General features: G+C 60.7%; 22 protein-coding genes and 4 pseudogenes. 19 read left to right on the top strand and 7 right to left on the bottom strand.

The annotated features are described in order from the left end of the window. Positions 1 to 71 precede the first annotated feature (71 nt). Complete coding sequence (locus AYM40_RS23900) at positions 72 to 926, bottom strand: DUF1571 domain-containing protein (RefSeq protein ID WP_236721067.1); 855 nt, start codon at positions 924 to 926, stop codon at positions 72 to 74. A gap of 414 nt (positions 927 to 1,340) precedes the next feature. Next, positions 1,341 to 1,532 (bottom strand): hypothetical protein, encoded by a 192-nt coding sequence (locus AYM40_RS40570; protein WP_148662289.1) that lies wholly within the window; start codon positions 1,530 to 1,532, stop codon positions 1,341 to 1,343. 698 nt (positions 1,533 to 2,230) lie between these two features. Between AYM40_RS40570 and AYM40_RS23885 the strand changes: the two genes are divergently transcribed. Beyond that, on the top strand, positions 2,231 to 3,076 hold the full coding sequence (locus tag AYM40_RS23885; RefSeq protein WP_063498701.1) for an ice-binding family protein: 846 nt from the start codon (positions 2,231 to 2,233) through the stop codon (positions 3,074 to 3,076). 627 nt (positions 3,077 to 3,703) lie between these two features. Beyond that, entirely contained in the window at positions 3,704 to 4,117 is a 414-nt protein-coding gene (locus AYM40_RS23880; RefSeq protein ID WP_063500652.1) for a type II secretion system protein N, read from the top strand. Positions 4,118 to 4,201: 84 nt separating this feature from the next. Here AYM40_RS23880 and AYM40_RS43790 read toward each other — a convergent pair. Continuing rightward, positions 4,202 to 4,378, bottom strand: a pseudogene (locus AYM40_RS43790) (tyrosine-type recombinase/integrase); the annotation flags it as partial. On the opposite strand from AYM40_RS43790, the pseudogene AYM40_RS23875 reads away from it, so the two are divergent. From AYM40_RS23875 to AYM40_RS23865, 3 genes and pseudogenes are all read left to right on the top strand, one after another. Further along, positions 4,363 to 4,629: pseudogene (locus tag AYM40_RS23875) on the top strand (ATP-binding protein); the annotation flags it as partial. The pseudogenes AYM40_RS43790 and AYM40_RS23875 sit on opposite strands and share 16 nt — an antisense overlap. A 263-nt stretch (positions 4,630 to 4,892) precedes the next feature. Next, complete coding sequence (locus AYM40_RS23870) at positions 4,893 to 5,195, top strand: ArsR/SmtB family transcription factor (protein WP_063498699.1); 303 nt, start codon at positions 4,893 to 4,895, stop codon at positions 5,193 to 5,195. A gap of 87 nt (positions 5,196 to 5,282) precedes the next feature. After that, positions 5,283 to 6,344, top strand: coding sequence for an alkene reductase (locus AYM40_RS23865; RefSeq protein ID WP_063498698.1), 1,062 nt, complete (start codon positions 5,283 to 5,285; stop codon positions 6,342 to 6,344). 91 nt (positions 6,345 to 6,435) lie between these two features. Here the strand turns inward: AYM40_RS23865 and AYM40_RS23860 are convergent, their stop codons facing one another. Next, complete coding sequence (locus tag AYM40_RS23860; protein ID WP_063498697.1) at positions 6,436 to 6,963, bottom strand: GNAT family N-acetyltransferase; 528 nt, start codon at positions 6,961 to 6,963, stop codon at positions 6,436 to 6,438. A gap of 134 nt (positions 6,964 to 7,097) precedes the next feature. Here AYM40_RS23860 and AYM40_RS23855 point away from each other — a divergent pair, with 134 nt between their 5' ends. The 4 genes from AYM40_RS23855 (at position 7,098) to AYM40_RS23840 (ending at position 10,430) form a co-directional block, all read left to right on the top strand. Beyond that, positions 7,098 to 7,745, top strand: a complete 648-nt coding sequence (locus AYM40_RS23855) for a VTT domain-containing protein (protein ID WP_063498696.1) — start codon at positions 7,098 to 7,100, stop codon at positions 7,743 to 7,745. Between the two features lie 244 nt (positions 7,746 to 7,989). Beyond that, entirely contained in the window at positions 7,990 to 8,457 is a 468-nt protein-coding gene (locus tag AYM40_RS23850; RefSeq protein ID WP_063498695.1) for a MarR family winged helix-turn-helix transcriptional regulator, read from the top strand. A gap of 16 nt (positions 8,458 to 8,473) precedes the next feature. Beyond that, entirely contained in the window at positions 8,474 to 9,037 is a 564-nt protein-coding gene (locus tag AYM40_RS23845; RefSeq protein ID WP_063498694.1) for an isochorismatase family protein, read from the top strand. A 52-nt stretch (positions 9,038 to 9,089) separates the two neighbouring features. Further along, a complete protein-coding gene (locus AYM40_RS23840; protein ID WP_063498693.1) occupies positions 9,090 to 10,430 on the top strand; it encodes an MFS transporter in 1,341 nt (446 codons plus the stop codon). Between the two features lie 15 nt (positions 10,431 to 10,445). On the opposite strand, the gene AYM40_RS23835 is transcribed toward AYM40_RS23840, so the two are convergent. Then, on the bottom strand, positions 10,446 to 11,969 hold the full coding sequence (locus tag AYM40_RS23835; RefSeq protein WP_063498692.1) for a CoA-acylating methylmalonate-semialdehyde dehydrogenase: 1,524 nt from the start codon (positions 11,967 to 11,969) through the stop codon (positions 10,446 to 10,448). Between the two features lie 482 nt (positions 11,970 to 12,451). Between AYM40_RS23835 and AYM40_RS23830 the strand changes: the two genes are divergently transcribed. Both AYM40_RS23830 and AYM40_RS23825 read left to right on the top strand, forming a co-directional pair. Continuing rightward, complete coding sequence (locus tag AYM40_RS23830; RefSeq protein ID WP_063498691.1) at positions 12,452 to 13,858, top strand: MFS transporter; 1,407 nt, start codon at positions 12,452 to 12,454, stop codon at positions 13,856 to 13,858. A gap of 65 nt (positions 13,859 to 13,923) precedes the next feature. After that, positions 13,924 to 14,166, top strand: a pseudogene (locus AYM40_RS23825) (gfo/Idh/MocA family oxidoreductase); the annotation flags it as partial. 101 nt (positions 14,167 to 14,267) lie between these two features. On the opposite strand, the gene AYM40_RS23820 reads toward AYM40_RS23825, so the two are convergent. Beyond that, a complete protein-coding gene (locus AYM40_RS23820; protein ID WP_063498689.1) occupies positions 14,268 to 15,347 on the bottom strand; it encodes a hypothetical protein in 1,080 nt (359 codons plus the stop codon). 440 nt (positions 15,348 to 15,787) lie between these two features. Here AYM40_RS23820 and AYM40_RS23815 point away from each other — a divergent pair, with 440 nt between their 5' ends. Then, entirely contained in the window at positions 15,788 to 16,201 is a 414-nt protein-coding gene (locus AYM40_RS23815; protein WP_236721066.1) for a DUF4279 domain-containing protein, read from the top strand. Between the two features lie 107 nt (positions 16,202 to 16,308). Here the strand turns inward: AYM40_RS23815 and hpaR are convergent, their stop codons facing one another. Beyond that, positions 16,309 to 16,716, bottom strand: a complete 408-nt coding sequence (hpaR, locus tag AYM40_RS23810; RefSeq protein ID WP_063498687.1) for a homoprotocatechuate degradation operon regulator HpaR — start codon at positions 16,714 to 16,716, stop codon at positions 16,309 to 16,311. A gap of 177 nt (positions 16,717 to 16,893) precedes the next feature. Here hpaR and AYM40_RS23805 point away from each other — a divergent pair, with 177 nt between their 5' ends. The 7 genes and pseudogenes from AYM40_RS23805 to AYM40_RS43785 form a co-directional block, all read left to right on the top strand. Continuing rightward, a complete protein-coding gene (locus AYM40_RS23805) occupies positions 16,894 to 17,667 on the top strand; it encodes a fumarylacetoacetate hydrolase family protein (RefSeq protein WP_063498686.1) in 774 nt (257 codons plus the stop codon). After that, positions 17,664 to 18,422, top strand: coding sequence for a fumarylacetoacetate hydrolase family protein (locus tag AYM40_RS23800; protein ID WP_063498685.1), 759 nt, complete (start codon positions 17,664 to 17,666; stop codon positions 18,420 to 18,422). Before AYM40_RS23805 ends, AYM40_RS23800 begins: the two co-directional genes overlap by 4 nt. Before the next feature lie 57 nt (positions 18,423 to 18,479). Continuing rightward, positions 18,480 to 19,937 (top strand): 5-carboxymethyl-2-hydroxymuconate semialdehyde dehydrogenase, encoded by a 1,458-nt coding sequence (hpaE, locus tag AYM40_RS23795; RefSeq protein ID WP_063498684.1) that lies wholly within the window; start codon positions 18,480 to 18,482, stop codon positions 19,935 to 19,937. A gap of 61 nt (positions 19,938 to 19,998) precedes the next feature. Further along, positions 19,999 to 20,862, top strand: coding sequence for a 3,4-dihydroxyphenylacetate 2,3-dioxygenase (gene hpaD / locus AYM40_RS23790; protein WP_063498683.1), 864 nt, complete (start codon positions 19,999 to 20,001; stop codon positions 20,860 to 20,862). Positions 20,863 to 20,883: 21 nt separating this feature from the next. Then, complete coding sequence (locus AYM40_RS23785) at positions 20,884 to 21,282, top strand: 5-carboxymethyl-2-hydroxymuconate Delta-isomerase (protein ID WP_063498682.1); 399 nt, start codon at positions 20,884 to 20,886, stop codon at positions 21,280 to 21,282. A gap of 166 nt (positions 21,283 to 21,448) precedes the next feature. Then, positions 21,449 to 22,252, top strand: coding sequence for a 2-oxo-hept-4-ene-1,7-dioate hydratase (hpaH, locus tag AYM40_RS23780; protein ID WP_063498681.1), 804 nt, complete (start codon positions 21,449 to 21,451; stop codon positions 22,250 to 22,252). Positions 22,253 to 22,262: 10 nt separating this feature from the next. After that, positions 22,263 to 22,628 (top strand): annotated as a pseudogene (locus tag AYM40_RS43785) (aldolase/citrate lyase family protein); the annotation flags it as partial. Positions 22,629 to 22,855: the final 227 nt, after the last annotated feature.

The following is a 22,855-nucleotide window of genomic DNA, read 5'->3' as shown; positions in this document are numbered from 1 at the left end:
GAACGGCCACCGGCCATGGCTCAATGGCAAGCCCGATCCCCAAACCGCCGGCGCTCGCCGCAATCGTTCGATCAGAACTTGTACTCCGGATTCTTTGGATCGAATACCGAGTCGTCGAAATGTTTCGGCGTCACGTCCGTGAACGAAAACTTCTCCAGGAGTCCGGCATCGTTGTCCCACGCTTCGCTTGTGCGAAAAAAGGGTTGCCGCAAGTCGAGGCCGAGCCGCTCCTTCTTTGCGTAGAAGTCGGGCCGCCCGGTAGGTGTTTCCCACGTGAACGCCACTACCCGCACATCATGATCGTTCAGCACCTCGATCTTCGAGGGCTTCTCGACACCTGCCGCGCGATACTTCTTCAGCTCAGCCAGAAACAGATCCGTGAAATAGTCTATGCCCAGTTCACGCACGGTATGGTTCGATTGCGCCTTGACGCGAGCGCCATCGATTGGCACCCAAAAGGACACGAGGTTCAGGATCCCACCCGGATGCGCGTAAAGCTTGTCCGGATCCTTCTTCTCGTCATAAATCATTTCCTGCCCGGCATTCCTGCCGTCAGCCAGCCACTTAACGTAGACTTGCCGCGGCTCCTGACGATAGCGGACCAGCATGTGAGCAGACTCCGTCTGCCACTTGCCTTTCACACGTTGCTGACTGAACATCTGGAACTCGCATTCCCGGTAGAGTGTGCTGCCCGTCTCCACGTAGCGAGACAGCGTCTCGGGCGCGAGCGCTCGAAAGAGTTCGATCAGTTGCGCGTCGTCCAATCTTTCGAGCTCACCGCCTTGCGCGGCGCGGCTTAGCCAGGCTACCTGGCGCTCGACAGGCAGACTCGCCACCTGTGCGATCGCGACGAGGGACTGATCTGCCGGCGCTGGATGGCTCGCCGGTGTCGGCGTATCCTCAGCATGCCCCGGCGCGGCAATCATCGCAGCCGATGCGAGCGCTAGAGATGCGAGCCTCGCGAACCTTGCGGCGCGAGACCTTGTTGACGTCTTGGCGACACCCTGCATGTGGCACCCCGGATTCGTCGATCTTTCGTTAAGACAGCGAGGCAAGCACGATCCACTGCCTTCTGACATGAGCCTTGAACGCGTGGCTCGTTTCGCGATCGGCTGGCGAGCTCAAGTGCGACGTCCCGGCGATTTCGACGTGCTCATGGAGGGCATCGGCGACCTTGCTCCTTATCTCCGGTGGCAACGATCGAACGATGGCGACCGGTAAAGCCGCCTCAGCGTGAATCATCCCAGTATGGAACGGGTATCGATGCGAAGGTCCGGTGAAGGCGTCGTAAGAGCAATCTAACACGATCCGCGGGTACGTTCAGGTCGGCTCATCCGCCTCTACCCGGTCAGAGAGTTCAGTGCTGTTTTGTGCAACGCAGAACCTGGGCCGAGTTGATTGAACGGTTCCGGCATGCCATCAACGGCAAAGGGATTGTCCTGAACCTGCCGTTTTACGTGGCCGATGCGGTTGCGCGCGCTCTGGCTAGCGTACATCGCCTGTTCTGTCCGACACGGGAGCCATTGCTTCATCCGCTGATCGTGCGAATGTTCGGTCGCACGTGCGGACACGGCGCGCAGAGAATTTATCGGGACCGGCTCGATGAAGGCTGCGAGCGAGTGGGGTTCGATGAGGCGCTCGATTCCTCCATCAGCTGGTTTCTTGAGCGAGGCTGATCACCGGACAGCGTTACATTGGCGGATTTTGCGGATGCTATTGGCGAATACCCAACGCCCAGATCATGCACTTTCACGTATATTTAAAAAACGCCCCAAAAAATGTCCGAAATTTCCGGCTTAAAAATCCTATAGTTATTTCGCAATTGGCAGGTTGCATGTAAGAAATGGCAATCACGCAAAGACGCGTAACGCTTTTTTGCGAATCGCAAGCCATCACGTTTTATACGCAATAAATCGTCTGGAAGTTTTTGATTGTTTTTTTTGAGTTATCGCCCAAACGCCATTACAGCGCATGACCTCCTCGGCAATTTCCCCAGCCTTCAACTGGCTGGAACATTGAATGGCAGGAGAGGCGCCGTAGCGGTGCATGTGATAGCTGTGCGTCACTGTGGTCTCGAACCATTTTCAAGTCGTTGAAAGTAAATAACGCTTCATGCGTCGCTAGCCTGTGCTGTCGAGTTGTGTATTACGTGTTATTGAATGTTGGCTACTCGGTTCATACCCGCATGTAATTTTTCTATTTGTTTCGGAATCCTTTTGAGGTACCCGCTATGAATCACTTTCAAAAACATCTCGCCGCGTGGCTGGTTGCGCTGGTCGCGTTACTTTCCATATCTTCGTGGGCACGGGCCCAAACCGTACCAGGACTGGGTACAGCATCGGCCTTCGCAGTCCTGAGTGCAGCGCCTGGCGGTGCGGGGGCGGTGACGTGCACCAACTCCACGATCAGCGGAGCCGTGGGCTCCACAGGTGCTCCGGGTTCGGTCGTACAGACTGGGTGCACGATTACGGGAGCGGTCACCGCGCCGGTTCCGGCCCAGGTTGTATCTGACTTCAACACCGCGTATGGTAACTACGCGGCCATTCCGTGCACCGGAGTGTTGACAGGCACCACGCAAACGCTCACTCCAGGGGTCTACTGCAGCACCGGAGCCGTGACGTTCACCAGCGCCACGTTGACGCTCGACGGACAGGGCAACCCGAACGCGGTCTGGATTTTCAAAGTCGGCACCGCTGGCAGCGGCGCCCTTACCGGTACCAACTTTTCGGTGGTCATGATCAACAGTGGGGCGGCGTGCAATGTGAATTGGTGGGTCGCCGATGCCGCGACACTGTCGACGTCTGCCTTCCAGGGCAACATTCTCGCGGGTGCGGCTATCACCTTTACCGGTGCTGGTAGCACGGCCACCATTGGCAATGACCTGGCAAAAGGCACAGTAACGTTGACTGGCGTCGCCGAAACCAGCTGCCAGGCAGTGCCCTGCCAGGAACCGGACAAATCGTACGGCAAATTCCTGGCTCCCCTCAACATCCTGTCTCACCCGTGGGATCCTATGCCCCAATGCCCACAGAAATGCAAGCTACCCCTGCACCCCCTGCCAACCAAGTCATGGTAGTGACTGTTCAGCCGCTAAGCTGCGATCGGAATAGTTAGTTCAGCCGGCGCGGCGATGCGCGGGTACAAGCCGGGCTGGCGGATGTGCCCGCGTGGCGGACAAGCAGGCGGCGACCCTTCCTGCAAAGCTTTTGGGCGCAAGCAAGCCGCTATCTTGATTGACTGGTGAGGCCCGGGAGGGATGCGAGCTGATCTAGCGGTGGCGCCGCAGGCAACTCCGCTAGATCTTTTACTCGAACTTGGCGGGCATAGCACGCCTTACCGCTGTCGCTCGCTCCGGTTGCGCCGATGGATGAGTGTTGAAGCATGAACAGGTGTGGCCGGATGCTGCAACGGGTTCCTTGCCGGCAAGGGCGACCGGGAACCTATAGCGAAGACGATCTGGCAAGACTTGCAGCAGCCCATGACGGCAGCCGACGCACAATCGTACTTGAGCAAGACATTGCAGAATAGCCTAGCCGCTTGCTCATATTTGATGAGGTTAACCAGGTAAGGATGGATCATGCGTCCACCGGCAAACTATAAGGTAACCGACACCACGGAAAAACGTGACCGTGGCCGACCGCGAAAGCCTGATGCAATGTCGAACGCCGAGCGTGAGGCCGTGTGGCGGGCCCGACATGCTCGCATGAACGCCATCCCAATCCACCTTCTGTCGCTCGCGCTCTTCGCCGCGTTCTGTGCGACGCTCACTTACTGGATCGTCATGCTCACGTCGCTGTCCGGCGGCCCGTTGCCGGTTGCCGCCGTACGCGCACCGGTTTCGGTCGAGCAGGCGGCCACGCTGTTCGGCGGCCAGCTTCAGCGCAGCGCCAACCAGGACGTGCGCCTGTTCGGCATCCTCGCACTGAGGGACGGCGCCGCAGCCATCGTCAGCGCCGGTGGCGAACCGCCGCACGCTGTGTCGCTCGGCAGCACCATCATGCGAGGCGCCAAACTCTTTGAAGTGCGCCCCCGTTCGATCATCATCGACCGCAACGGTGCCCGTTCCGAAGTGTTCCTGCCCGCCAACGCCGCCGGCCCTACCACCTACGTGCGCTGAACCAAGTCGCCACGTTTGCTTTACGCTCGGCCGTACGATTGCCGCCTTTGCCAGGCATCCCGCGCGAGGATCTCGCCAGCGATTTCAGTGCGGCGAGTGGTCCGCATTTGCATACCTTGCTACGGCGTTGATAATCATGTAGTCGGCCTCGACGTACATGTGAGTCGTGGCCAGGCTTTCGTGTCCAAGCCACAGCGCAATGACGCTGAGGTCAACGCCCGATTGCAGGAGATGCGTCCCGGTCGAATGCCGGCTATCGTGTGTTGTTCACCCGCACCGGCGAAATCGTGCAGAAGCTCCAGGTCGCACGTCAGAGTCTGCAACTGCCTTCGGCGCTCGCCAAACTCGACCGGTTCGACCTGATCATCCTGGACGATCTGTCGTATGTGAGGACGGACCAGGCCGAAACCCGCGTGCTGTTCGAGCTGAATGTCGAAAGCTATCGGCGCCGTACAGCCAGCGACAAACAGAAAGAGCGCCGTCGTCAATTACCCACTGACACCCCGAAATGAAACAAATCAATCACATAGGCGATTTTTTCATATTGCGAGACAAAAGATACGTTCTTTTTTGTGTGTTGCAATCTGATTTTCGAAAGTGCGGACCTTTTTGTATGCCCGTACCTATCGACCCCACAGGCCGTAATGGTTTCATGCATATCGTCAAAATCCGATATATGATTCGCGTTGTCGCGATGCAGATGCGTGGCCGCTAACCGGCGCTACGCCTGCCTGTTGTTGATGACCTGAAGTTGATGACCTGAAAACTGCCCCACATGACGCTCGATATCGACGCGATTCACAAAGCGCTTGCCAATCCTGTACGGCGGGAGATTCTCGGCTGGCTGCGCGAGCCGCGCGCGCATTTCGCAGACCAGGAATTCACGCTCGATCACGGCGTGTGCGCCGGCAAGATCGACGCGCGCTGCGGACTGTCGCAGTCCACCGTGTCGGCGCACCTCGCCGCCTTGCAACGCGCGGGTCTCGTCACGTCGAAGCGGGTCGGTCAATGGGTGTTTTTCAAACGCAATGAGGCCGTCATTCAAGCCTTTCTCGAGTACATGAACACCGGGCTTTGAATACGTCGTCAGCGTCGCCGCGGCTCTTTCATCATCCAGTTTTTTAAGGTTCGGGCCTCGCGCCTCCCACCCAAGGTGAACTCATATATGCCGACTCTTTTTGACCCGCTCCAGATTGGCGACATTACGTTGCCGAACCGCATCATCATGGCGCCGCTCACGCGCCAACGCGCCGAAGAAATCCGCGTGCCGAACGCGCTGATGGCGAAGTACTACGCCGAACGCGCCACGGCAGGCCTGATCATCAGCGAAGCCACTGCCGTCACGCCGCAAGGTGTCGGTTACGCCGAAACGCCGGGCATCTGGTCGCAGGAACAGGTGGAAGGCTGGAAGATCGTCACGAGCGCCGTGCACGCAGCCGGCGGCAAGATCTTCCTGCAGCTGTGGCACGTCGGCCGCATTTCGGACCCGCTGTTCCTGAATGGCGAATTGCCGGTCGCGCCGAGCGCGATCGCGGCACGAGGCCACGTGAGCCTGGTGCGTCCGGAGCGTCCGTACGTGACGCCGCGCGCACTCGAGCTCGACGAAATCGCCGGGGTGGTCGAAGCATTCCGCAAGGGCGCCGAAAATGCGAAGGCGGCGGGTTTCGACGGCGTGGAACTGCACGGCGCGAACGGCTATCTGCTCGACCAGTTCCTGCAGGACAGCACCAACAAGCGTACCGACGCTTATGGCGGCTCGATCGAAAACCGTGCTCGCCTGCTGCTCGAAGTCACCGATGCCTGTATCGACGTCTGGGGCGCGAACCGTGTCGGCGTGCACCTTGCACCGCGCCGCGATGCGCACACCATGGGCGATTCGGATCCGGCGGCTACCTTCGGTTACGTGGCGCGCGAACTCGGCAAGCGCAAGATTGCGTTCATCGCCGCCCGCGAAGCGCTCGGCGACGACCGCCTCGGCCCGCAACTCAAGAAGGCATTCGGCGGCCCGTACATCGCGAACGAAAAGTTCACCAAGGAAACCGCGCAGCACGTACTCGACGCGGGTGAAGCGGACGCGGTGGCATGGGGTCAACTGTTCATCGCGAATCCTGATCTGGTGCGCCGCTTCGCGACGAATGCACCGCTGAACAAGCCGAATCCGGCAACGTACTATGCACGCGGCGAAACCGGCTACGTGGATTATCCGGCGCTCGAAACCGTCGAATAAGCGGTCGAAACCAGCTGGAACATAAGCAGCACAGTACGCTGCGAGACCACGCGGCGGGCGTGACCGGAACACTATCCGGTCACGCCCGCGGTCATTCAAGGTCACGCCGCATGAACACCCGTTTCGATTCGTCGAGGCCGCGCGCGATATGCGCGTCGCGCCGCGCGATCAGCACCACATCGAGATCGGTCTCTTCGATATCGCGAAAGCCGAGCCGCCGATAGTACGGTGCGTTCCACGGCACCTCGCGAAACGTCGACAACGTGAGCTGCGTTATCTGTTGCGCGCGCGCGAGTTGCGCGACCTGCTCGATCAGCGCAGCGCCGATACGTCGCCCCGCATGTGAAGTGAGCACGTCGAGCTCCTGAACATAGAAATGCGCGGGCTGTGGCTCGAACATCACGAATCCCACACAAGTCTCATCGGCATCCACGGCGACGACGATCTGCTGCGCGTCGATCTTGCGGTTGACGAGCTCCAGTTCCATCGGCGGGGCATCGGCGATACCTGTCAAGCCGACGCTGGCAAAGCGCTGGCCGGCCTCGAATTCGATCGCACGGATAGTGTGCGCATCGTGCGGCGCGGCCAGGCGGAACGTGAAGTTGGAAGCGTGTTGCATAAGCGTCTCGTAGGTTTTTTAGAGGCAATTCTGAAAGACACGCCCCGATATTGACATCACCCCTTTGAAATAAACAAGTGTCCGCGCCGCCACGGGACTAAACTCCTGAACACCCAAATCCTTTTCGAACCAAGATGGATCTCATGCATGTGCTGCAGGTCGCCCTGCACTTCGACCAGCACCTGAGCGGTTTGATCGTGCAATACGGCACCGCCGTCTACGCCATGCTGTTTCTAGTCGTGTTCGTCGAAATCGGCTTCCTGCCGTTATTCTTTTTGCCCGGCGATCCGCTGATTTTCATCTGTGGCGGTCTCGCCGCCACCGGCGCGCTGAATGTATGGCTCGTGATCCCCGTGCTATTCGCCGCTACCGTGGCCGGCAGCATTGTCTGCTATGCGATCGGCCGTGCAATCGGCGAAAAAGTCTATACCGCCGACTATCGCTGGCTCGACAAGAATGCACTGCGTAAAGCGCACGCGTTTTACGAAGCACGCGGCGGCTTCACCTTTCTGCTGTCGCCGTTCATTGCCGTCGTGCGCACTTTCGCGCCGTTCGTTGCCGGCGTTTCGCGCATGACGTTTGCACGTTTCGTGTCGTTCGTCACGGCCGGCGCGGCGCTGTGGATCGTGTCGCTGGTAGCGGCCGGCTATCTGTTCGGCAACGTGCCGCTGGTGCGCGATCATATGAGTTCGATCGTGCTGCTGGGTGTCTCGCTCGGTGTAGGATCGCTGCTGGTGAGCGCCGTGTGGCGCTTCGTCAACCGAAGGTTGCGTGCTCACTGAGCTTGTACGAGTTCGCCGCGATTTTTACCACAGGTGCGCTGGCCCAAGGAGTGCCTCAATCCGTTACGGAAAAGTCCATCACGGAAAAGCGGACCGATGTCGTCCGGCTCTCCGCTGGATACCTTCGATCACTAAAGCGAGACACGGAATGCACGGCCCCCTCGCATTCCGCTGCCAACTTCCGCAACTTGACTCCCGGCAGATGTGAAGGTAACCTACCAAGGTAACCTTCACATCTGCCGGTATGTCCAGCAACGACTCTCAGCCCACCCGCCCCCCTTCCAACCCGGACGCCCTGCACGCCACGGCGGAAGACCTGCGCGTACTCGTCGGCAAACTGCGCCGCCGGTTGCGCGAAGAAGCGCATGTGGGCGATTTCACACCGTCGCAGGTGCAGGTGCTCGGCCTGCTGGAACGCGAAGGTCCAGCAACGGTCACTACGCTCGCGCGCCTTCAGGGTATGCGACCGCAATCCATGGGCGAAACGCTTTCAGTTCTGAAAGCTGCCGGACTCGTGAGCGGTACTCCAGACCCTAACGACGGGCGGCAAACCGTTCTCTCCCTCACGCCCGCCTTCCGCAAGAAGATCAAGGCAAGCCGTGCGGCACGCGAAGACTGGCTATTCCGTACGATCCAGACCCGTTTCTCCGCCGCCGAACAGAAACAACTCGCGATTGGCGTCGACTTGCTCAAACGCCTCATCGACTCGTAACGCTCAGGAAAACACCATGGCTCTCACTACGCTCGACGCAAAGACCGCATTGGTCGTCATCGATTTGCAGCGAGGCATCGTCGCGCTGCCCACCGTCCACGCTACGGGCGAGATCGTCAAGCGCTCCGCTGATCTGGCCGATGCGTTTCGCCGCCACGGTCTGCCGGTGGTGCTCGTCAACGTGACGGCTGGCGCGCCGGGCCGCGCGGAACAGTCGCGTCCTACCGGTGATTTCCCCGCAGGCTTTGCGGATCTCGTGCCCGAACTGAATCGGCAGCCGTCGGATCATCTGGTGACCAAGCGCACCTGGGGCGCGTTCACGAACACGGATCTCGAAGCGTATCTGCGCCAACAAGGCGTCACGCAGATCGTGCTCGTCGGCGTGTCCACCAGCATCGGCGTCGAGTCCACCGCGCGTTTCGCCCACGAACTCGGCTTCAATGTCACGTTCGCAGTCGACGCGATGACGGACATGAACCTCGACGCTCATACCAACAGCGTCGCGCGAATCTTCCCGCGCCTCGGCGAAACCGGCACGACACAGGACGTCCTCGATCTGCTCGAGACATCGCGCGCATGACCACGCGTTTAAACTGTTGCACGGCGCAGATCGTTCACACGGGGATGTCCCGGTGAGCGGCACCTTCCGTTCGCTGCGCACGTTCAACTACCGGGTCTGGGCCAGCGGCGCGATCGTCTCCAACATCGGGACATGGATGCAGCGCACGGCGCAGGACTGGCTCGTGCTCACGGAACTCACGCATCACAATGCAACGTCCGTAGGCATTGTGATGTCGCTGCAGTTCGGGCCGCAAATGCTCCTGCTGCCCCTAACCGGCTATGCGGCCGATCATTTCGACCGCCGCAAGCTGCTATTCGCCACCCAGGCGGCAATGGGCACGCTGGCCTTATGCCTCGGGCTTCTCACCGTTACCGGCCTCGTCCAGTTATGGCAGGTCTATGTGTTTGCGGGCTTGCTCGGCTGCGTCACCGCATTCGATTCACCGGCGCGTCAGACCTTCGTCTCCGATCTGGTGGGAGAAGCCGATCTGTCGAACGCGGTCGCGTTGAACTCCACCTCGTTCAACGCAGCGCGCATGATCGGGCCCGCGGTCGCGGGGCTGTTGATCGCCTCCGTGGGCACCGGCTGGGTGTTTCTGATCAACGCGCTCTCTTTCGTCGCCGTGCTCGGTTCGCTGCGCATGCTGCGCCTCAGCGAACTGAATCTGAAACCGCGTGCGATACGCACACGCGGCAGCTTCGTGGAAGGCTTCAAGTATGTGTGGACGCGCCCCGATCTGAAGGCCGCGCTCTTGATGCTGTTTCTGATCGGCACTTTCGGGCTGAACTTCCCGATCTTCATCTCCACCATGTCGGTCACCGCCTTTCATGCAGGCGCGAGTCAATACGGCGTGCTGAGCTCGACCATGGCGGTCGGCTCGGTGACCGGTGCGCTGCTCGCCGCACGCAGAGCGAAACCTCGCATGGCCCTTCTGCTCGGCGCAGCGGCGATTTTCGGCGTGGGCTGCACGGTCGCCGCGCTAATGCCGAACTATGTGCTGTTCGGGCTTGCACTCGTCGTGATCGGCGTGTCGACGCAGACGTTCACCACGTCGACGAACAGCCTCGTGCAACTTAGCACCGAGCCGGCCATGCGCGGCCGGGTGATCGCGATCCTGCTGGCCATCGCGCTTGGCGGCACGCCGCTCGGCGCGCCGGTCGTGGGCTGGGTCGCGGATCGCTTCGGCCCGCGTTGGGCGCTCGGGGTCGGCGCTGCATCGGGTTTCGCGGCGGCGATCGTCGGCTTGATCTATCTGGTGAAGTATCGGCAGCTGCGCGTGTATGTCGAGGCGGGCCGGTTGCGCTACAGCATCGACGACCCGCGCCAGGCGCCGCCTTATGTCAGCCCTGCCACGGCGGTGCAGAATGCCGTGTTGAGCGAAGCGGAAGAAGATTCGTCCGCTGGCGTTTAAGGGCTGCTTTATTGCTTACTTGGCGACCGGCATCGTGAACTCGGCACCCTTCGCGATGCTATCCGGCCAGCGCTGCATGATGCTCTTGTAGCGCGTATAGAAACGCACGCCCTCTTCACCATACGCGTGGTGGTCGCCGAACAGCGAGCGCTTCCAGCCGCCGAACGAGTGCCATGCCATCGGCACCGGGATCGGTACATTGATGCCGACCATGCCCACCTGGATCTGCCGGCCGAACGCGCGCGCCACGCCGCCATCCGACGTGAAGAGCGACACACCGTTGCCAAACTCGTGCGCGTTGATCAACTCGACCGCGCTCGCGAAATCGGGCACGCGCACAACGGCCAGCACCGGGCCGAAGATCTCTTCCTTGTAGATCTTCATCTGCGTGCCGACCTGGTCGAACAGCGTCCCGCCGATAAAGAAGCCGTCTTCATTCGCAACCGGATGCGCGCGGCCATCGACAATCAGTTTCGCGCCTTCCGCCACGCCCGAATCGATATAGCCGGCCACCTTGGCCTTATGTTCGGCGGTAACCAACGGACCCATTTCGGCGTCGAGGTTTTCGCCGTTCTTGATCACCAGCGACTTCACGCGCGGCACGAGGCGCTCGATCAGTTCATCGGCGACATGGCCAACCGCCACCGCGACCGAAATCGCCATGCAGCGCTCACCTGCAGAACCGTAGGCGGCGCCGATCAAGGCGTCGACCGCCTGGTCCAGATCGGCGTCCGGCATCACCACCAGATGATTCTTCGCGCCGCCGAGCGCCTGCACACGCTTGCCGCGCTTCGACGCTTCCGTATAGATGTATTCGGCAATCGGCGTTGACCCGACAAACGACAGCGCCGCGACGTCCGGGTGCGCGATCAGCGCATCCACGGCTACCTTGTCGCCGTTCACGACGTTGAACACGCCGTCCGGCAGACCGGCTTCCTTCAACAATTCAGCAATGCGCAACGACGCCGACGGGTCACGCTCCGACGGCTTCAGCACGAACGTGTTGCCGCAAGCGAGCGCCACCGGGAACATCCACATCGGCACCATCACCGGGAAATTGAACGGCGTGATCCCCGCTACCACGCCCAGCGCCTGACGCAGGTTCCAGTTATCGATGCCACCGCCGATCTGGTCGGTGAAATCGGTCTTCAGCAGGTTCGGAATACCGCAGGCGAACTCGACCACTTCGATGCCGCGCACCACTTCGCCTTGCGCGTCCGTGAACACCTTGCCGTGTTCACGCGTGATCAGCATGGCGAGTTCGTCGTGATGCTGGTTCAGCAACTCCTTGAACTTGAACAGAATGCGGGCGCGCTTGATCGGCGCAGTTTCGCTCCAGGCGGGAAAGGCGGCCTTGGCGGCCTGCACCGCCGCATCCACTTCCTCAACCGACGCCAATGCGACCGAGCCGGTCACCTTGCCCGTGGCGGGATTGAACACGTCCTTGAAGCGGCCGCTAATCGACGCTGCCGGCGCGCCGCCGATGTAATGGCCCAACTGCTGCACCGACAACTTCGCTTGTTCGTTCACTGCATTCATTTCGTTACCTCGTGTTCGGGAAAGGCCGCAAGGGTGGACCCGCCAACTGTATCGACGGTGCCGGCCATATTCCCGATACAGCACAATAAAACCGCGCCTCACTGTATTGTTTTTCGTATGGCAACTGTGCTGGTCAGTCTGACCGGTGCAACCTCAGGAAAGGGCATCCATTCGTGACCCTATCCGGGTGGCCTCCATACGCCAGGCTCCGCTCAAATGCCGCCCACGCCATGCGTGACGAGTGCGCTTGGATCAGGCAAGCGAAGCTGATCAGACGAAATACCATGGATCCCAAAGTACTGGTTAACCCGGTCTCACTGGCAGATCTATCCACGCGGCAGTGCATTTCGGCACCCGCACCGGACCGCCGACGGCAATTGACAGCCGCTTCCCGATAAGTCCTGGCTTGCAAAAATTCACTTTAAAGACGCAAATGAAGCAGCCACAGAAGCTGATCAAAACATTTCTGTTCAGGAGACGACATGGAAACGAACGCATCGGCAGGCGGCCGCGAGCGTCGCTCGCAGGCTCGCAAGGCGACCGCTAGCGGCTGGATCGGCTCGGCGCTCGAATACTACGATTTCTTCATCTACGCGCAGGCAGCGGCCCTTATCTTTCCTCAGTTGTTCTTTCCATCCGGCAATCCGAAGATCGCCATCGTCGCATCGCTCGCGACCTATGGCGTCGGCTATGTTGCGCGGCCCATCGGCGCGGTCGTGCTGGGGCACTGGGGCGACACGCACGGCCGGAAAAACGTCCTGCTGGTATGCATGTTCCTGATGGGCCTCTCGACGATGGCGGTCGGCTTTCTGCCCACCTACCGCCAGGTGGGCCTGCTTGCACCGGCACTGCTAGTCGTTCTCCGCCTGATCCAGGGTTTTGCCGTGGCCGGCGAAATCTCGGGCGCGAGCTCCATGATTCTCGAACATGCACCGTTCGGGCGGCGCGGCTACTACGCAAGCTTCACGCTGCAAGGCGTGCAAGCGGGGCAGATTCTCGCCGCGGCCGTATTCCTGCCACTCGCCTACTTCATGGAAGAGAGCGCGTTCAACTCGTGGGGCTGGCGGATTCCGTTTCTGTTGAGTTCGGTGGTGCTGATTGCCGGCTACATCATTCGCCGCGAGGTCCATGAAACGCCGGCTTTCACCAAGGAAGACGCCAGCGGCGCCATACCCAGGTCACCGATCGTCGAAGCCTTCCGTTATAACTGGGGGGATATGTTGCGGGTGGTCGGCTGCTCGCTGATGAACGTGATCCCTGTCGTCGCCACCATTTTCGGCGCGGCGTATGCGGTTCAGCCATCGTACGGCATCGGCTTTTCCAAGAGTGTCTATCTGTGGATTCCGGTAATCGGCAACATCGTCGCCGTGCTGGTGATTCCCTACGTGGGCAATCTGTCCGACCGGATCGGACGCCGCCTGCCAATCATCGTCGGCGCGCTCGGCGCGGGGCTGCTCTCGTTCGGCTATCTCTACGCGATCAGCATCAAGAACGTGCCGCTCGCGATGGTCATGTCGATCCTTATGTGGGGCATCATCTATCAAGGCTATAACGCCATCTTTCCGAGTTTCTTTCCGGAGCTGTTCCCGACCCGCTCACGCGTGTCCGCGATGGCGATCGGCCAGAACATCGGCACCACGATTACCGCGCTGCTGCCGGCGCTGTTCGCCTATGTGGCGCCGCCCGGATCGCACGATGTTCCGCTCACCATCGGCGCAATCACCTTTGCCATCACGATCGTTGCAGCGGTAACGGCCTGGAGCGCACGCGAGAACTTCCGCGTCAAGCTGAGCGACCTGGGCGAACGCAATGCCGTTCCGATCGACAAGCACGAATACGAACTGCAGCGGGCCCAGACCATGGCTGAGGCCAAGAAAGCGCTCGTATAACCCCGCTCTTTCTGCCACCGGAGAAAGCTTATCCATGAACCGGACCCGGATCGCCGTAGCCGCCCGAAAAACCGCTCGCGTCCACGGTTGAGGAAGCGGAGACGCTCGTCGACGAGGTCGAGCGCTCCGGCGTGAAAATGCTGGTCGGTCATCACCGGGCTCACAGCCCAATCATGGCCCGAGCGAAGCAACCGATCGAGGAAGGCAGGCTCGGCAAGCTGGTCGCGGTAACGGGCAGCGCGGTATTTTTCAAGCCGGACCAGTACTTCTCCGACGCGCCATGGCGCCGCAATCCGGACGGCGGTCCCGGCGGCCGTTAGAGCGTTAGAGCCGCATTAGGTGCTGATAACTGAAATCACGCCCGGCACAAGTACGCGACGATTCGCACTGCCGCGTACCTATCGAACATTCAGCGCCATTGCTCGGTCAATTCGTTGGCGAGCACCATCTTCTCGCGGATGAGTTCGATAAAGGCGGCGTCCGTTCCGCTCTGCGCCTTGAGGAATTTCAGCGCCGCGGAATGAACCGCTCGCATCGAGCGGCCATCGATTCCGACCATGCGCGCCGCGCTGCGACGCGTCTCCTCGACCAGATCGCGCGCGCCGCTGAAGTCAGGCGACAAACCGGTTTGCGCCTGGAACCCGGCGCGCAATCCGGCCGCATACTCACGCGACTGTCCCAGCCGGTCGACGTCGATCATCAGATCGACGCCGTCCGCCATCCGCAACGCACAAAGAATCCACAACGCGACGAACGCCCGATACGCGTTGTTGCCTTCCGCCGTGCGCGCATATTGTTCGCATGCGATGGCGTAGGCGTCATCCGAAGCCGCCACAACAGGCGGCAAGCTCACGCCGCAGATTTCGATGGCCTGCCGGACCAGCGGCTCCGTCTGATTCAGACCCAGCACGCGAAACGGCGCGGCCACGAAGAACGGATTGCTCCATTGCTGATTGAGCAGCCACCCCGAGGCAAACTGCGATGCGGGATTTCGCAGCACGGCTGCATGCATGGCTTGCGGAAACGCGCGCTTGAGCCACGGCAGCCGGCCCGACGAACGGCAAAACTTGAAAACGGGTACGCTGCCTTGCCCGGCGGCGCGCTCGCACAGGTTGGCCAAATAGGCCTGCAGCGCGGGGAATTCCGCGTCGGGTACAGGTGAGAAGCGATCCGTGCCGAAGCGCTTCCTGTATCCGGCTACGCCGCGCGCCCCCTCTTGCAGAAACGGCCGGTACTCTTCGAAATACGGCGCGGCGAGCGGCGGATGCCCGGAAGTCAAGGTAGGACGCGATGCGGAAACGTCGGCGAGGCTCAGATCGGCGAGCACGTTGCTGAACGGTTCATAGAATCCGGTCACGGAATCGAGTGCGCGCAGGCGTGACCAGATCCACGTTCCGGCGCTGCGCCAGCCCGTGTGCAGAAATACCCCCTGTTTCAGGGCACTTTGTTGCGAGCCTTCAGCTGGACGAGAGGCGGGATCATGCGACATGCTGGCCGACCCGTCAGCGGCGCCTGACGGACCGCTTGAGGGACCGCTTGAGGGACCGCTTGAGGGACCGCTCGACGGTCCATGTGACAACGGCATTGGACTTCTCTTCAAATGGAAGCGACATGGATTCGATGGACGGCAGACATTGCCTGCCCCACCTCGCTCAAGCGCACACTTTAGCGGGTCAAGCTGTCGACTTCGTTACGGACGAAGCAGTTTACCTTGTATCGACGTGGCGCTCACGCATTGCGCATCCTGCCGAATCATGCATGCGCGACTGGTGCGCAGTTTCCCGAGTACGACGCGGTTTCGGCGGATGGCGAAAGTGTCGAGTGGAGACGACAACGTCATCTGGCATGACAACGGAGACGTGTATTTCAACGGCGGAAAAATCGACAACATGCATGTCTATGCACCTTAAGGAACAAGCCACAATGTCAATGGATACCCCCCTCGCATACGCGTCTTTTTCAATCTATCAGGATGCCGAACCCCCAGATTTCTGGACCGCGTATTTCAATGTGCTGCCAGATCGCTCCGGCGTGAAAGGCGAACTCAAGGTCTTGCCGTCAGGCCGTGTCAGCGAAAGCAGATGGCGCTTCGGCTACTGGAGCGTTAGCAGTGAAGCAGCAGTAAGGAGCAACCGACTTGAGCCGCACCTCAGGTACCTGGTCGAGCGGCTTGGACTGCCTCGGGACGACTTGCGCGCGACCATCGCGAGAACCGACGCGCGCATGCGGTTCTTCTGTTATTGGCACAACGAGACGGGCGATCGTGTACCCGACGTCCCTGACGATATTCGCGTAATGATGGAGTCGCTTGGCGGCACTATCGAAATCGACGAGTATCGGTAGTCTGCTGCCCGCCTGAGCCGGTAAAGAAAAGACCGAACAACTCTGAACCGCACCCGTGCGGCCCCGAAAACGGGCTGCGCCCGACAAGGGCGATTGAGCCACGGCTTTCACTCATCCTCTTCCTCAAGGCCGGCAAGCAGATCGTCGACCGCGCGATACACGCGCTCGACGATTTCCGGCCCTACCTTACGCTCCAGCTCGCGATAGTGCGCTTCGAGATCCTTCGAGATCACGCGCACCAGTTCCACGCTCGTGTCGGTGAGCGACACCAGCACGCGGCGCTGGTCTTCCGCGAAACGCTCCTTCGTCACCAGTTCCATACTCTCCATGCGCGCGAGCACGCCGGCCATGCTCGGGCTCGAAATCGTGCAGATCTCGGAGATGTGGCGCGGCTCCATCGAGCCGTGCTCATTGAGTGCGCGAATCACGCGCCACTGCTGTTCGGTCAGTCCGTGCGCGGTAATCAATGGGCGGAAACGCTCCATCATTTTTTCTCTGGCGCGCAGCAGCAACATCGGCAGATTGCGGTGCAGAACTCGGGTAGAAGCGGAAGCGGACATGGCGGATAAGTTAAAGGCAGCCGTCGAAACTTAAGGGAAAACCCGCGATCAGCCGACAGGCTATTGACCGTGGATGATATCAAGCGCAATACTACTAATATGTTAGCGTTTTCTCCGAGAGACAGCTAATTTATGTTTGCATTAGCCGATCACCTGTTGCACCCCGAAGGCGACGCGCTGCCTCGCGACGTGGATGCGGACACTGTTGCCGCGCTGCTCGCACGCGGCATGGCCTGCCGCGCACCCGTTTCCGGCGCTGTCTATGGAACCTTGCTGAACGACCGCGCCGCGCTGGAAGCATTGGGCGATGCGGTGCATGCCACACCGTATAAAGCACCGCCGCAAGCGCCGATTCTCTATCTGAAGCCGCGCAATAGCTTTGCCGGTCATCGCGCACGTGTCGTCGTGCCTGATGATGCATTGGGTGTGGAAGTCGGCGCTTCGCTGGGTATCGTGATTGGCCGCACTGCAACACGCGTCGGCGCCGGCCAGGCGTTCGACTATATCGCCGGCTACACGCTGGTCGCCGACCTGAGCGTGCCGCATGCGAGCGTGTACCGGCCCTCGGTACGGTTCCGGGCACGCGACGGCTTTTGCGTGATCGGACCGGCGGTGGTTGCAGCGCGTCATATTGCTACGCCCGACGATCTGACGATCAAGGTTTCGCTTCCAGGACGTGAGGTCTTCACGGCGAGTACTGCATCGTCGGTACGCAAGGCCGCGCAATTGATTGCGGACGTAACCGATTTCATGACACTGAGCGCCGGTGACGTCATCACGCTCGGCGTGCCTTATGGTTCTCCCATCGCCCATATCGGCAACACGGCCACGCTATCGATTGGCGGATTGGCGCCGCTCGAAGTATCGTTTGCCGGTGCAGAAGAACAAGATGGGGAACAGCCATGATGCGTGGCCGTGTTGCGTATGCAGGCGCGATTCACGAAGCTTATCCGGACGCCAACGGCGTACGCCTCGCCGACGGCCGCGTGCGTCGTGAGGATGAAGTGGTGTGGCTCGCACCGATCGAGGTCGGCACGATCTTCGCGCTCGGTTTGAACTATGCCGAGCACGCCAAGGAATTGCAGTTCAACAATCAGGAAGAACCTTTGGTCTTTCTCAAAGGCCCGGGCACGGTGATTGGTCACCGCGGCTTCACGCGCCGCCCCGCCGATGTCGCCTTTATGCACTACGAGTGCGAGCTGGCTGTCGTGATCGGCCAAACCGCGCAGAACGTCAAGCGTGAAAACGCCATGCAGCATGTGGCCGGCTACATGATCGCCAACGACTACGCGATCCGCGACTATCTGGAAAACTATTACCGCCCCAACCTGCGCGTGAAGAATCGCGACGGCGGCACGGTGCTCGGTCCCTGGTTCGTCGACGCCGCCGATGTCGACGACGTCACGCAACTCGAATTGCGCACGTTCGTGAATGGCACGCGGCAGCAACACGGCAACACGCGCGACCTCGTCACCGATATCCCGGCGTTGATCGAATACCTGAGCAGCTTCATGACCCTCGCACCCGGCGACGTGATCCTGACCGGCACGCCGGAAGGCATCGTCAACGTCAATGCGGGTGACGAAGTGGTCTGCGAAATCGACGGGCTTGGCCGTCTCGTCAATACGATTGCATCCGACGCGGACTTCGGCCGCGCCTGATCGGCGGCTTTATATGGGATCGGGGTAAGCGCTATGGGACCAGAGAAAGGACAAGGCATGCGAATCGAACACCTGATCGACGGCAAACCGAGCACCGCGAAAGACTACTTCGAGACGGTTAATCCGGCAACGCAGGACGTGCTCGCGGAAGTGGCCCGCGGCGGTGCGCAAGAAGTCGACGCCGCCGTGCGTGCGGCCAAACAGGCGTTTCCGGCGTGGGCCGGCAAACCCGCGGCGGAGCGCGCAAAAGTCATTCGCAAGCTCGGCGAACTGATCGCGAAGAACGTGCCGGACATCTCGGAGACCGAAACGAAGGACACCGGCCAGACGATCTCGCAGACGCGCAAGCAACTCGTGCCGCGCGCCGCCGACAACTTCAGCTATTTCGCGGAGATGTGCACCCGAGTCGACGGTCATACGTATCCCACCGATACGCACCTGAACTACACGCTGTTCCACCCGGTCGGCGTCTGCGCGCTGATCTCGCCGTGGAACGTGCCGTTCATGACGGCCACTTGGAAGGTCGCGCCCTGCCTCGCATTCGGCAATACCGCCGTGTTGAAGATGAGCGAACTGTCGCCGCTGACCGCCTCGATGCTCGGCAATCTCGCCCTCGAGGCCGGCATTCCTGCCGGCGTGCTGAACGTCGTGCATGGCTTCGGCAAGGACACCGGCGAACCGCTGGTGGCGCACCCGGACGTGCATGCGGTGTCGTTCACTGGCTCGACGGCAACCGGCAACCGCATCGTGCAAACGGCCGGCCTGAAAAAGTTTTCGATGGAACTGGGCGGCAAATCACCATTCTTGATTTTCGACGACGCCGATTTCGAGCGCGCACTCGACGCCGCAGTATTCATGATCTTCTCGAACAACGGCGAGCGCTGCACGGCGGGTTCGCGCATTCTGGTGCAGCGCTCGATTTACGCGCGCTTTGCCGAACGTTTCATCGAACGCGCAAAACGCTTGACCGTGGGCGATCCGCTGACCGACAGCACGATCGTCGGCCCGATGATCAGCCAGGGACATCTGGCCAAAGTCCGCAGCTATATCGAACTCGGTCCCAAAGAAGGCGCCACGCTCGCGTGCGGCGGACTCGACGCGCCCGACTTGCCCGAAGCCATGCGCAAAGGCAACTTTGTTCAACCGACCGTGTTCGTCGACGTCGACAACCGCATGCGGATTGCCCAGGAAGAGATTTTCGGCCCGGTTGCCTGCCTGATTCCGTTCGACGACGAAGCCGATGCGGTCAAACTCGCCAACGACATTTCCTATGGTTTGTCGAGCTACATCTGGACCGAGAGCACCGGCCGCGCGCATCGCGTCGCCGCAGCTGTCGACGCGGGCATGTGCTTCGTCAACAGCCAGAACGTGCGCGATCTGCGCCAGCCGTTCGGCGGTACCAAGGCATCAGGCGTGGGCCGCGAAGGCGGCACGTGGAGCTACGAAGTGTTCCTCGAACCGAAGAACGTGTGCGTGTCGCTCGGCTCGCATCACATTCCGCGATGGGGCGTCTGACACGCCGGTCATTTGCGCGCGGGGGCATCACGCCTCGCGCCACACAGAATAGGAGACCGCGATGGGCAAACTCGCGTTGGCAGCAAAAGTCACTCACGTCCCGTCGTTATATCTGTCCGAACTCGACGGCCCGCACAAAGGCTGCCGTCAGCCCGCGATCGACGGCCACCATGAAATCGGGCGACGCTGCCGCGAATTGGGTGTGGATACGATCGTCGTCTTCGACGTGCATTGGCTGGTGAACAGCGAATACCATATCAATTGCGCGCCGAAATTCGAGGGTGCCTACACGAGCAACGAGTTGCCGCACTTCATCAAGAACATGCCGTACGCGTATCCTGGCAATGTCGGGCTCGGCGATCTGATTGCGGAAGTCGCCAATGAAATGGGCGTAAAGAGCCGTGCGCACAGCGAGACCACGCTCGAACTCGAATACGGCACACTGGTGCCCATGCGCTATATGAATAGCGACCAGCACTTCAAGACCGTGTCGGTAGCCGGCTGGTGCATGTGGCACGACCTCGAAACCAGCGCGCGCTTCGGCCTCGCGGTACGCAAGGCCATCGAGGAACGCTACGACGGCACCGTGGCGATTCTGGCGAGCGGGTCGTTGAGCCACCACTTCGCCAACAACGGCACCGCCGAGCAATTCATGCACAAGGTGTGGAGTCCATTTCTCGAACAGATGGACCGCAAGGTGGTCGAGTTGTGGGAAGCCGGCGACTGGAAGACCTTCTGCGAGATGCTGCCGCTGTATAACGAGAAATGCTGGGGCGAAGGCGGCATGCACGACACCGCGATGCTGCTCGGTGCGCTCGGCTGGGATCGTTACGACGGCAAGGTTGAAGTCGTTACGCCGTATTTCGGCAGTTCGGGCACCGGCCAGATCAATGCGATCTTCCCCGTGACGCCCCTGCCTGCTTAAACTCTGAAAAAGGAACCTGCCGTGCCACATTTGACACTCGAATACAGCGCCAATCTTGCTGATGAAAACAGCATCGGGCAGCTTTGCGCATCCCTCGCTGAATGCCTCGGCGCACAGCGCGAGAACGAACAACGCGTTTATCCGCTCGGCGGCATCCGCGTGCGCGCCTTGCGCTGCGATCATTACTGCATCGCCGACGGCAGAGCCGACGCCGCCTTCCTGCACGCGAACCTGAAGATCGCCCCGGGCCGCTCGGACGCCACTAAAAAAGCGACCGGAGAGGCGCTTTTTGAAGCGATCAAACAGCACTTCGCCGCTGAGTTTCAACAACACGGGCTGGCGTTGTCGTTGGAAATCAATGAACTCAGCGAAGCGGAAACGTGGAAGCACAATAACTTGCACGCGCGGCTAAAGGCCTGAGATTTGGGCTTGAGATTTGGGCTTGAGATTTGGGCTTGAGACTTGTGCCTGATATCTGTGCCTGAGACTTGTGCCTGGGATTTGAGCCTGGAATTTGAGCTTGACATTCCGGCCTAATATTCCGGCCCGGCAGCCGGGCCTGTCGGCTGCTCATAGAGAATCCATCATGCTAGACGAACAGACTATCCGCGATCTCGCGGCGCAGCTCGACAACGCCGAGAAAACGCGTACCCAGCTGCGCCACTTTTCGGCCAGGTATCCCGGGATGACTGTACAGGACGGTTACGCGATTCAGCGCGAGTGGGTGAAGCTCAAACTGGCCGAGGGGCATGTGATCAAGGGCCGTAAGATTGGCCTGACCTCACGCGCGATGCAGCGTTCGTCGCAGATTGACGAACCCGACTATGCGCCGCTGCTCGACAGCATGTTCATCGAAAGCGGCCAGGACATCCGCGCCGACCGATTCATTGCACCGCGCGTGGAAGTCGAACTGGCCTTCGTATTGAGCAAGCCTTTGAAGGGCCCTGGCGTCACGCTGTTCGATGTTCTGGATGCCACGGCCTACGTGAGCCCTGCGGTCGAGATTATCGACGCGCGCATCGAGCAATTCGACCGTGAGACGAAGGCGCCGCGCAAGGTCTACGACACCATCTCCGACTTCGCGGCGAATGCCGGCATTGTGTTGGGCGGCCGCCCGGTGCGCCCGCTGGACGTCGACCTTCGTTGGGTGGGCGCATTGCTTTACAAGAATGGGGCTGTGGAAGAAAGCGGACTTGCCGCGGCCGTGCTGAATCACCCTGCAATTGGCGTTGCATGGCTCGCGAACAAGATCGCTTCGTATGACGAAGTATTGAACGCAAACGACGTCATTCTGAGCGGCTCGTTCACGAGCCCGATCCCGGCACGAGCGGGCGACACTTTCCATGTCGACTATGGTCCGCTGGGCGGCATTGGTTTGAACTTCATTTGAGTGTGCCGACATGTCTCTACTGCAAAACACATTCAAGCGTGCGCTGACCGAAGGCAAACCGCAATTCGGCTTATGGGGGCGCTTGCCGACGCATACGTGACCGAGTTGCTGGCCACGGCCGGTTTCGACTGGCTATTGATCGACAACGAGCACGCACCGAACGACGTCGCGGCGACGCGCTACCCACCGCGGGGCATTCGTGGCGTGGGGAGTGCGTTGGCGCGGGCATCGAGATGGAAGCGGACATCGGGAAGGTGCGGGACGCCGGCAAAGCCGGCGGGTGTACTAGCACCGGACGGCCATTGCGGCCGAGTACCTGGCGGCGGGCGCGACGTTTGTGGCGGTGGGGACGGACACGGGCTTATTGAGCCGGGGCGAAGCCTGTGGTTTCCCATGCAGACCCGTCCGCGACGCACGTAGTGCGGAGTGGGAGCTGATGAATCCTTTGTCACTGGTGCCTGAAGGTGCGAGGGCCCGGATTCCAGATGCACCACTACCCCGTGCAGACCACGGTGCCCACTTAGCATTAGCGGTTTGAGCCGCTTTCTTTGCTTACTTTCTTTGCGGCGGCAAAGAAAGTGAGTGCCGCCCCGCATAGGGGCG

The sequence above is a fragment of the Paraburkholderia phytofirmans OLGA172 genome, from assembly GCF_001634365.1.
Taxonomy (GTDB): Bacteria; Pseudomonadota; Gammaproteobacteria; order Burkholderiales; family Burkholderiaceae; genus Paraburkholderia.
The sequence above is the reverse complement of the archived record's forward strand: the minus strand, read 5'-3'. Positions and strand labels throughout refer to the sequence as shown.

Excerpts from the sequence above, each read along its gene's own strand:
- AYM40_RS23815 (WP_236721066.1), top strand. The coding sequence starts at position 15,788 with ATGGATACCCCCCTCGCATACGCGTCTTTTTCAATCTATCAGGATGCC.
- AYM40_RS23830 (WP_063498691.1), top strand. The coding sequence starts at position 12,452 with ATGGAAACGAACGCATCGGCAGGCGGCCGCGAGCGTCGCTCGCAGGCT.
- AYM40_RS23885 (WP_063498701.1), top strand. The coding sequence starts at position 2,231 with ATGAATCACTTTCAAAAACATCTCGCCGCGTGGCTGGTTGCGCTGGTC.
- hpaD (WP_063498683.1), top strand. The coding sequence starts at position 19,999 with ATGGGCAAACTCGCGTTGGCAGCAAAAGTCACTCACGTCCCGTCGTTA.
- hpaR (WP_063498687.1), bottom strand. The coding sequence starts at position 16,716 with ATGTTGCTGCTGCGCGCCAGAGAAAAAATGATGGAGCGTTTCCGCCCA.
- AYM40_RS23855 (WP_063498696.1), top strand. The coding sequence starts at position 7,098 with ATGGATCTCATGCATGTGCTGCAGGTCGCCCTGCACTTCGACCAGCAC.
- AYM40_RS23900 (WP_236721067.1), bottom strand. The coding sequence starts at position 926 with ATGATTGCCGCGCCGGGGCATGCTGAGGATACGCCGACACCGGCGAGC.
- AYM40_RS40570 (WP_148662289.1), bottom strand. The coding sequence starts at position 1,532 with ATGAAGCAATGGCTCCCGTGTCGGACAGAACAGGCGATGTACGCTAGC.
- AYM40_RS23850 (WP_063498695.1), top strand. The coding sequence starts at position 7,990 with ATGTCCAGCAACGACTCTCAGCCCACCCGCCCCCCTTCCAACCCGGAC.
- hpaH (WP_063498681.1), top strand. The coding sequence starts at position 21,449 with ATGCTAGACGAACAGACTATCCGCGATCTCGCGGCGCAGCTCGACAAC.
- AYM40_RS23805 (WP_063498686.1), top strand. The coding sequence starts at position 16,894 with ATGTTTGCATTAGCCGATCACCTGTTGCACCCCGAAGGCGACGCGCTG.
- AYM40_RS23870 (WP_063498699.1), top strand. The coding sequence starts at position 4,893 with ATGACGCTCGATATCGACGCGATTCACAAAGCGCTTGCCAATCCTGTA.
- AYM40_RS23860 (WP_063498697.1), bottom strand. The coding sequence starts at position 6,963 with ATGCAACACGCTTCCAACTTCACGTTCCGCCTGGCCGCGCCGCACGAT.
- AYM40_RS23820 (WP_063498689.1), bottom strand. The coding sequence starts at position 15,347 with ATGTCGCATGATCCCGCCTCTCGTCCAGCTGAAGGCTCGCAACAAAGT.
- AYM40_RS23865 (WP_063498698.1), top strand. The coding sequence starts at position 5,283 with ATGCCGACTCTTTTTGACCCGCTCCAGATTGGCGACATTACGTTGCCG.
- AYM40_RS23880 (WP_063500652.1), top strand. The coding sequence starts at position 3,704 with ATGAACGCCATCCCAATCCACCTTCTGTCGCTCGCGCTCTTCGCCGCG.
- AYM40_RS23835 (WP_063498692.1), bottom strand. The coding sequence starts at position 11,969 with ATGAATGCAGTGAACGAACAAGCGAAGTTGTCGGTGCAGCAGTTGGGC.
- AYM40_RS23845 (WP_063498694.1), top strand. The coding sequence starts at position 8,474 with ATGGCTCTCACTACGCTCGACGCAAAGACCGCATTGGTCGTCATCGAT.
- hpaE (WP_063498684.1), top strand. The coding sequence starts at position 18,480 with ATGCGAATCGAACACCTGATCGACGGCAAACCGAGCACCGCGAAAGAC.
- AYM40_RS23800 (WP_063498685.1), top strand. The coding sequence starts at position 17,664 with ATGATGCGTGGCCGTGTTGCGTATGCAGGCGCGATTCACGAAGCTTAT.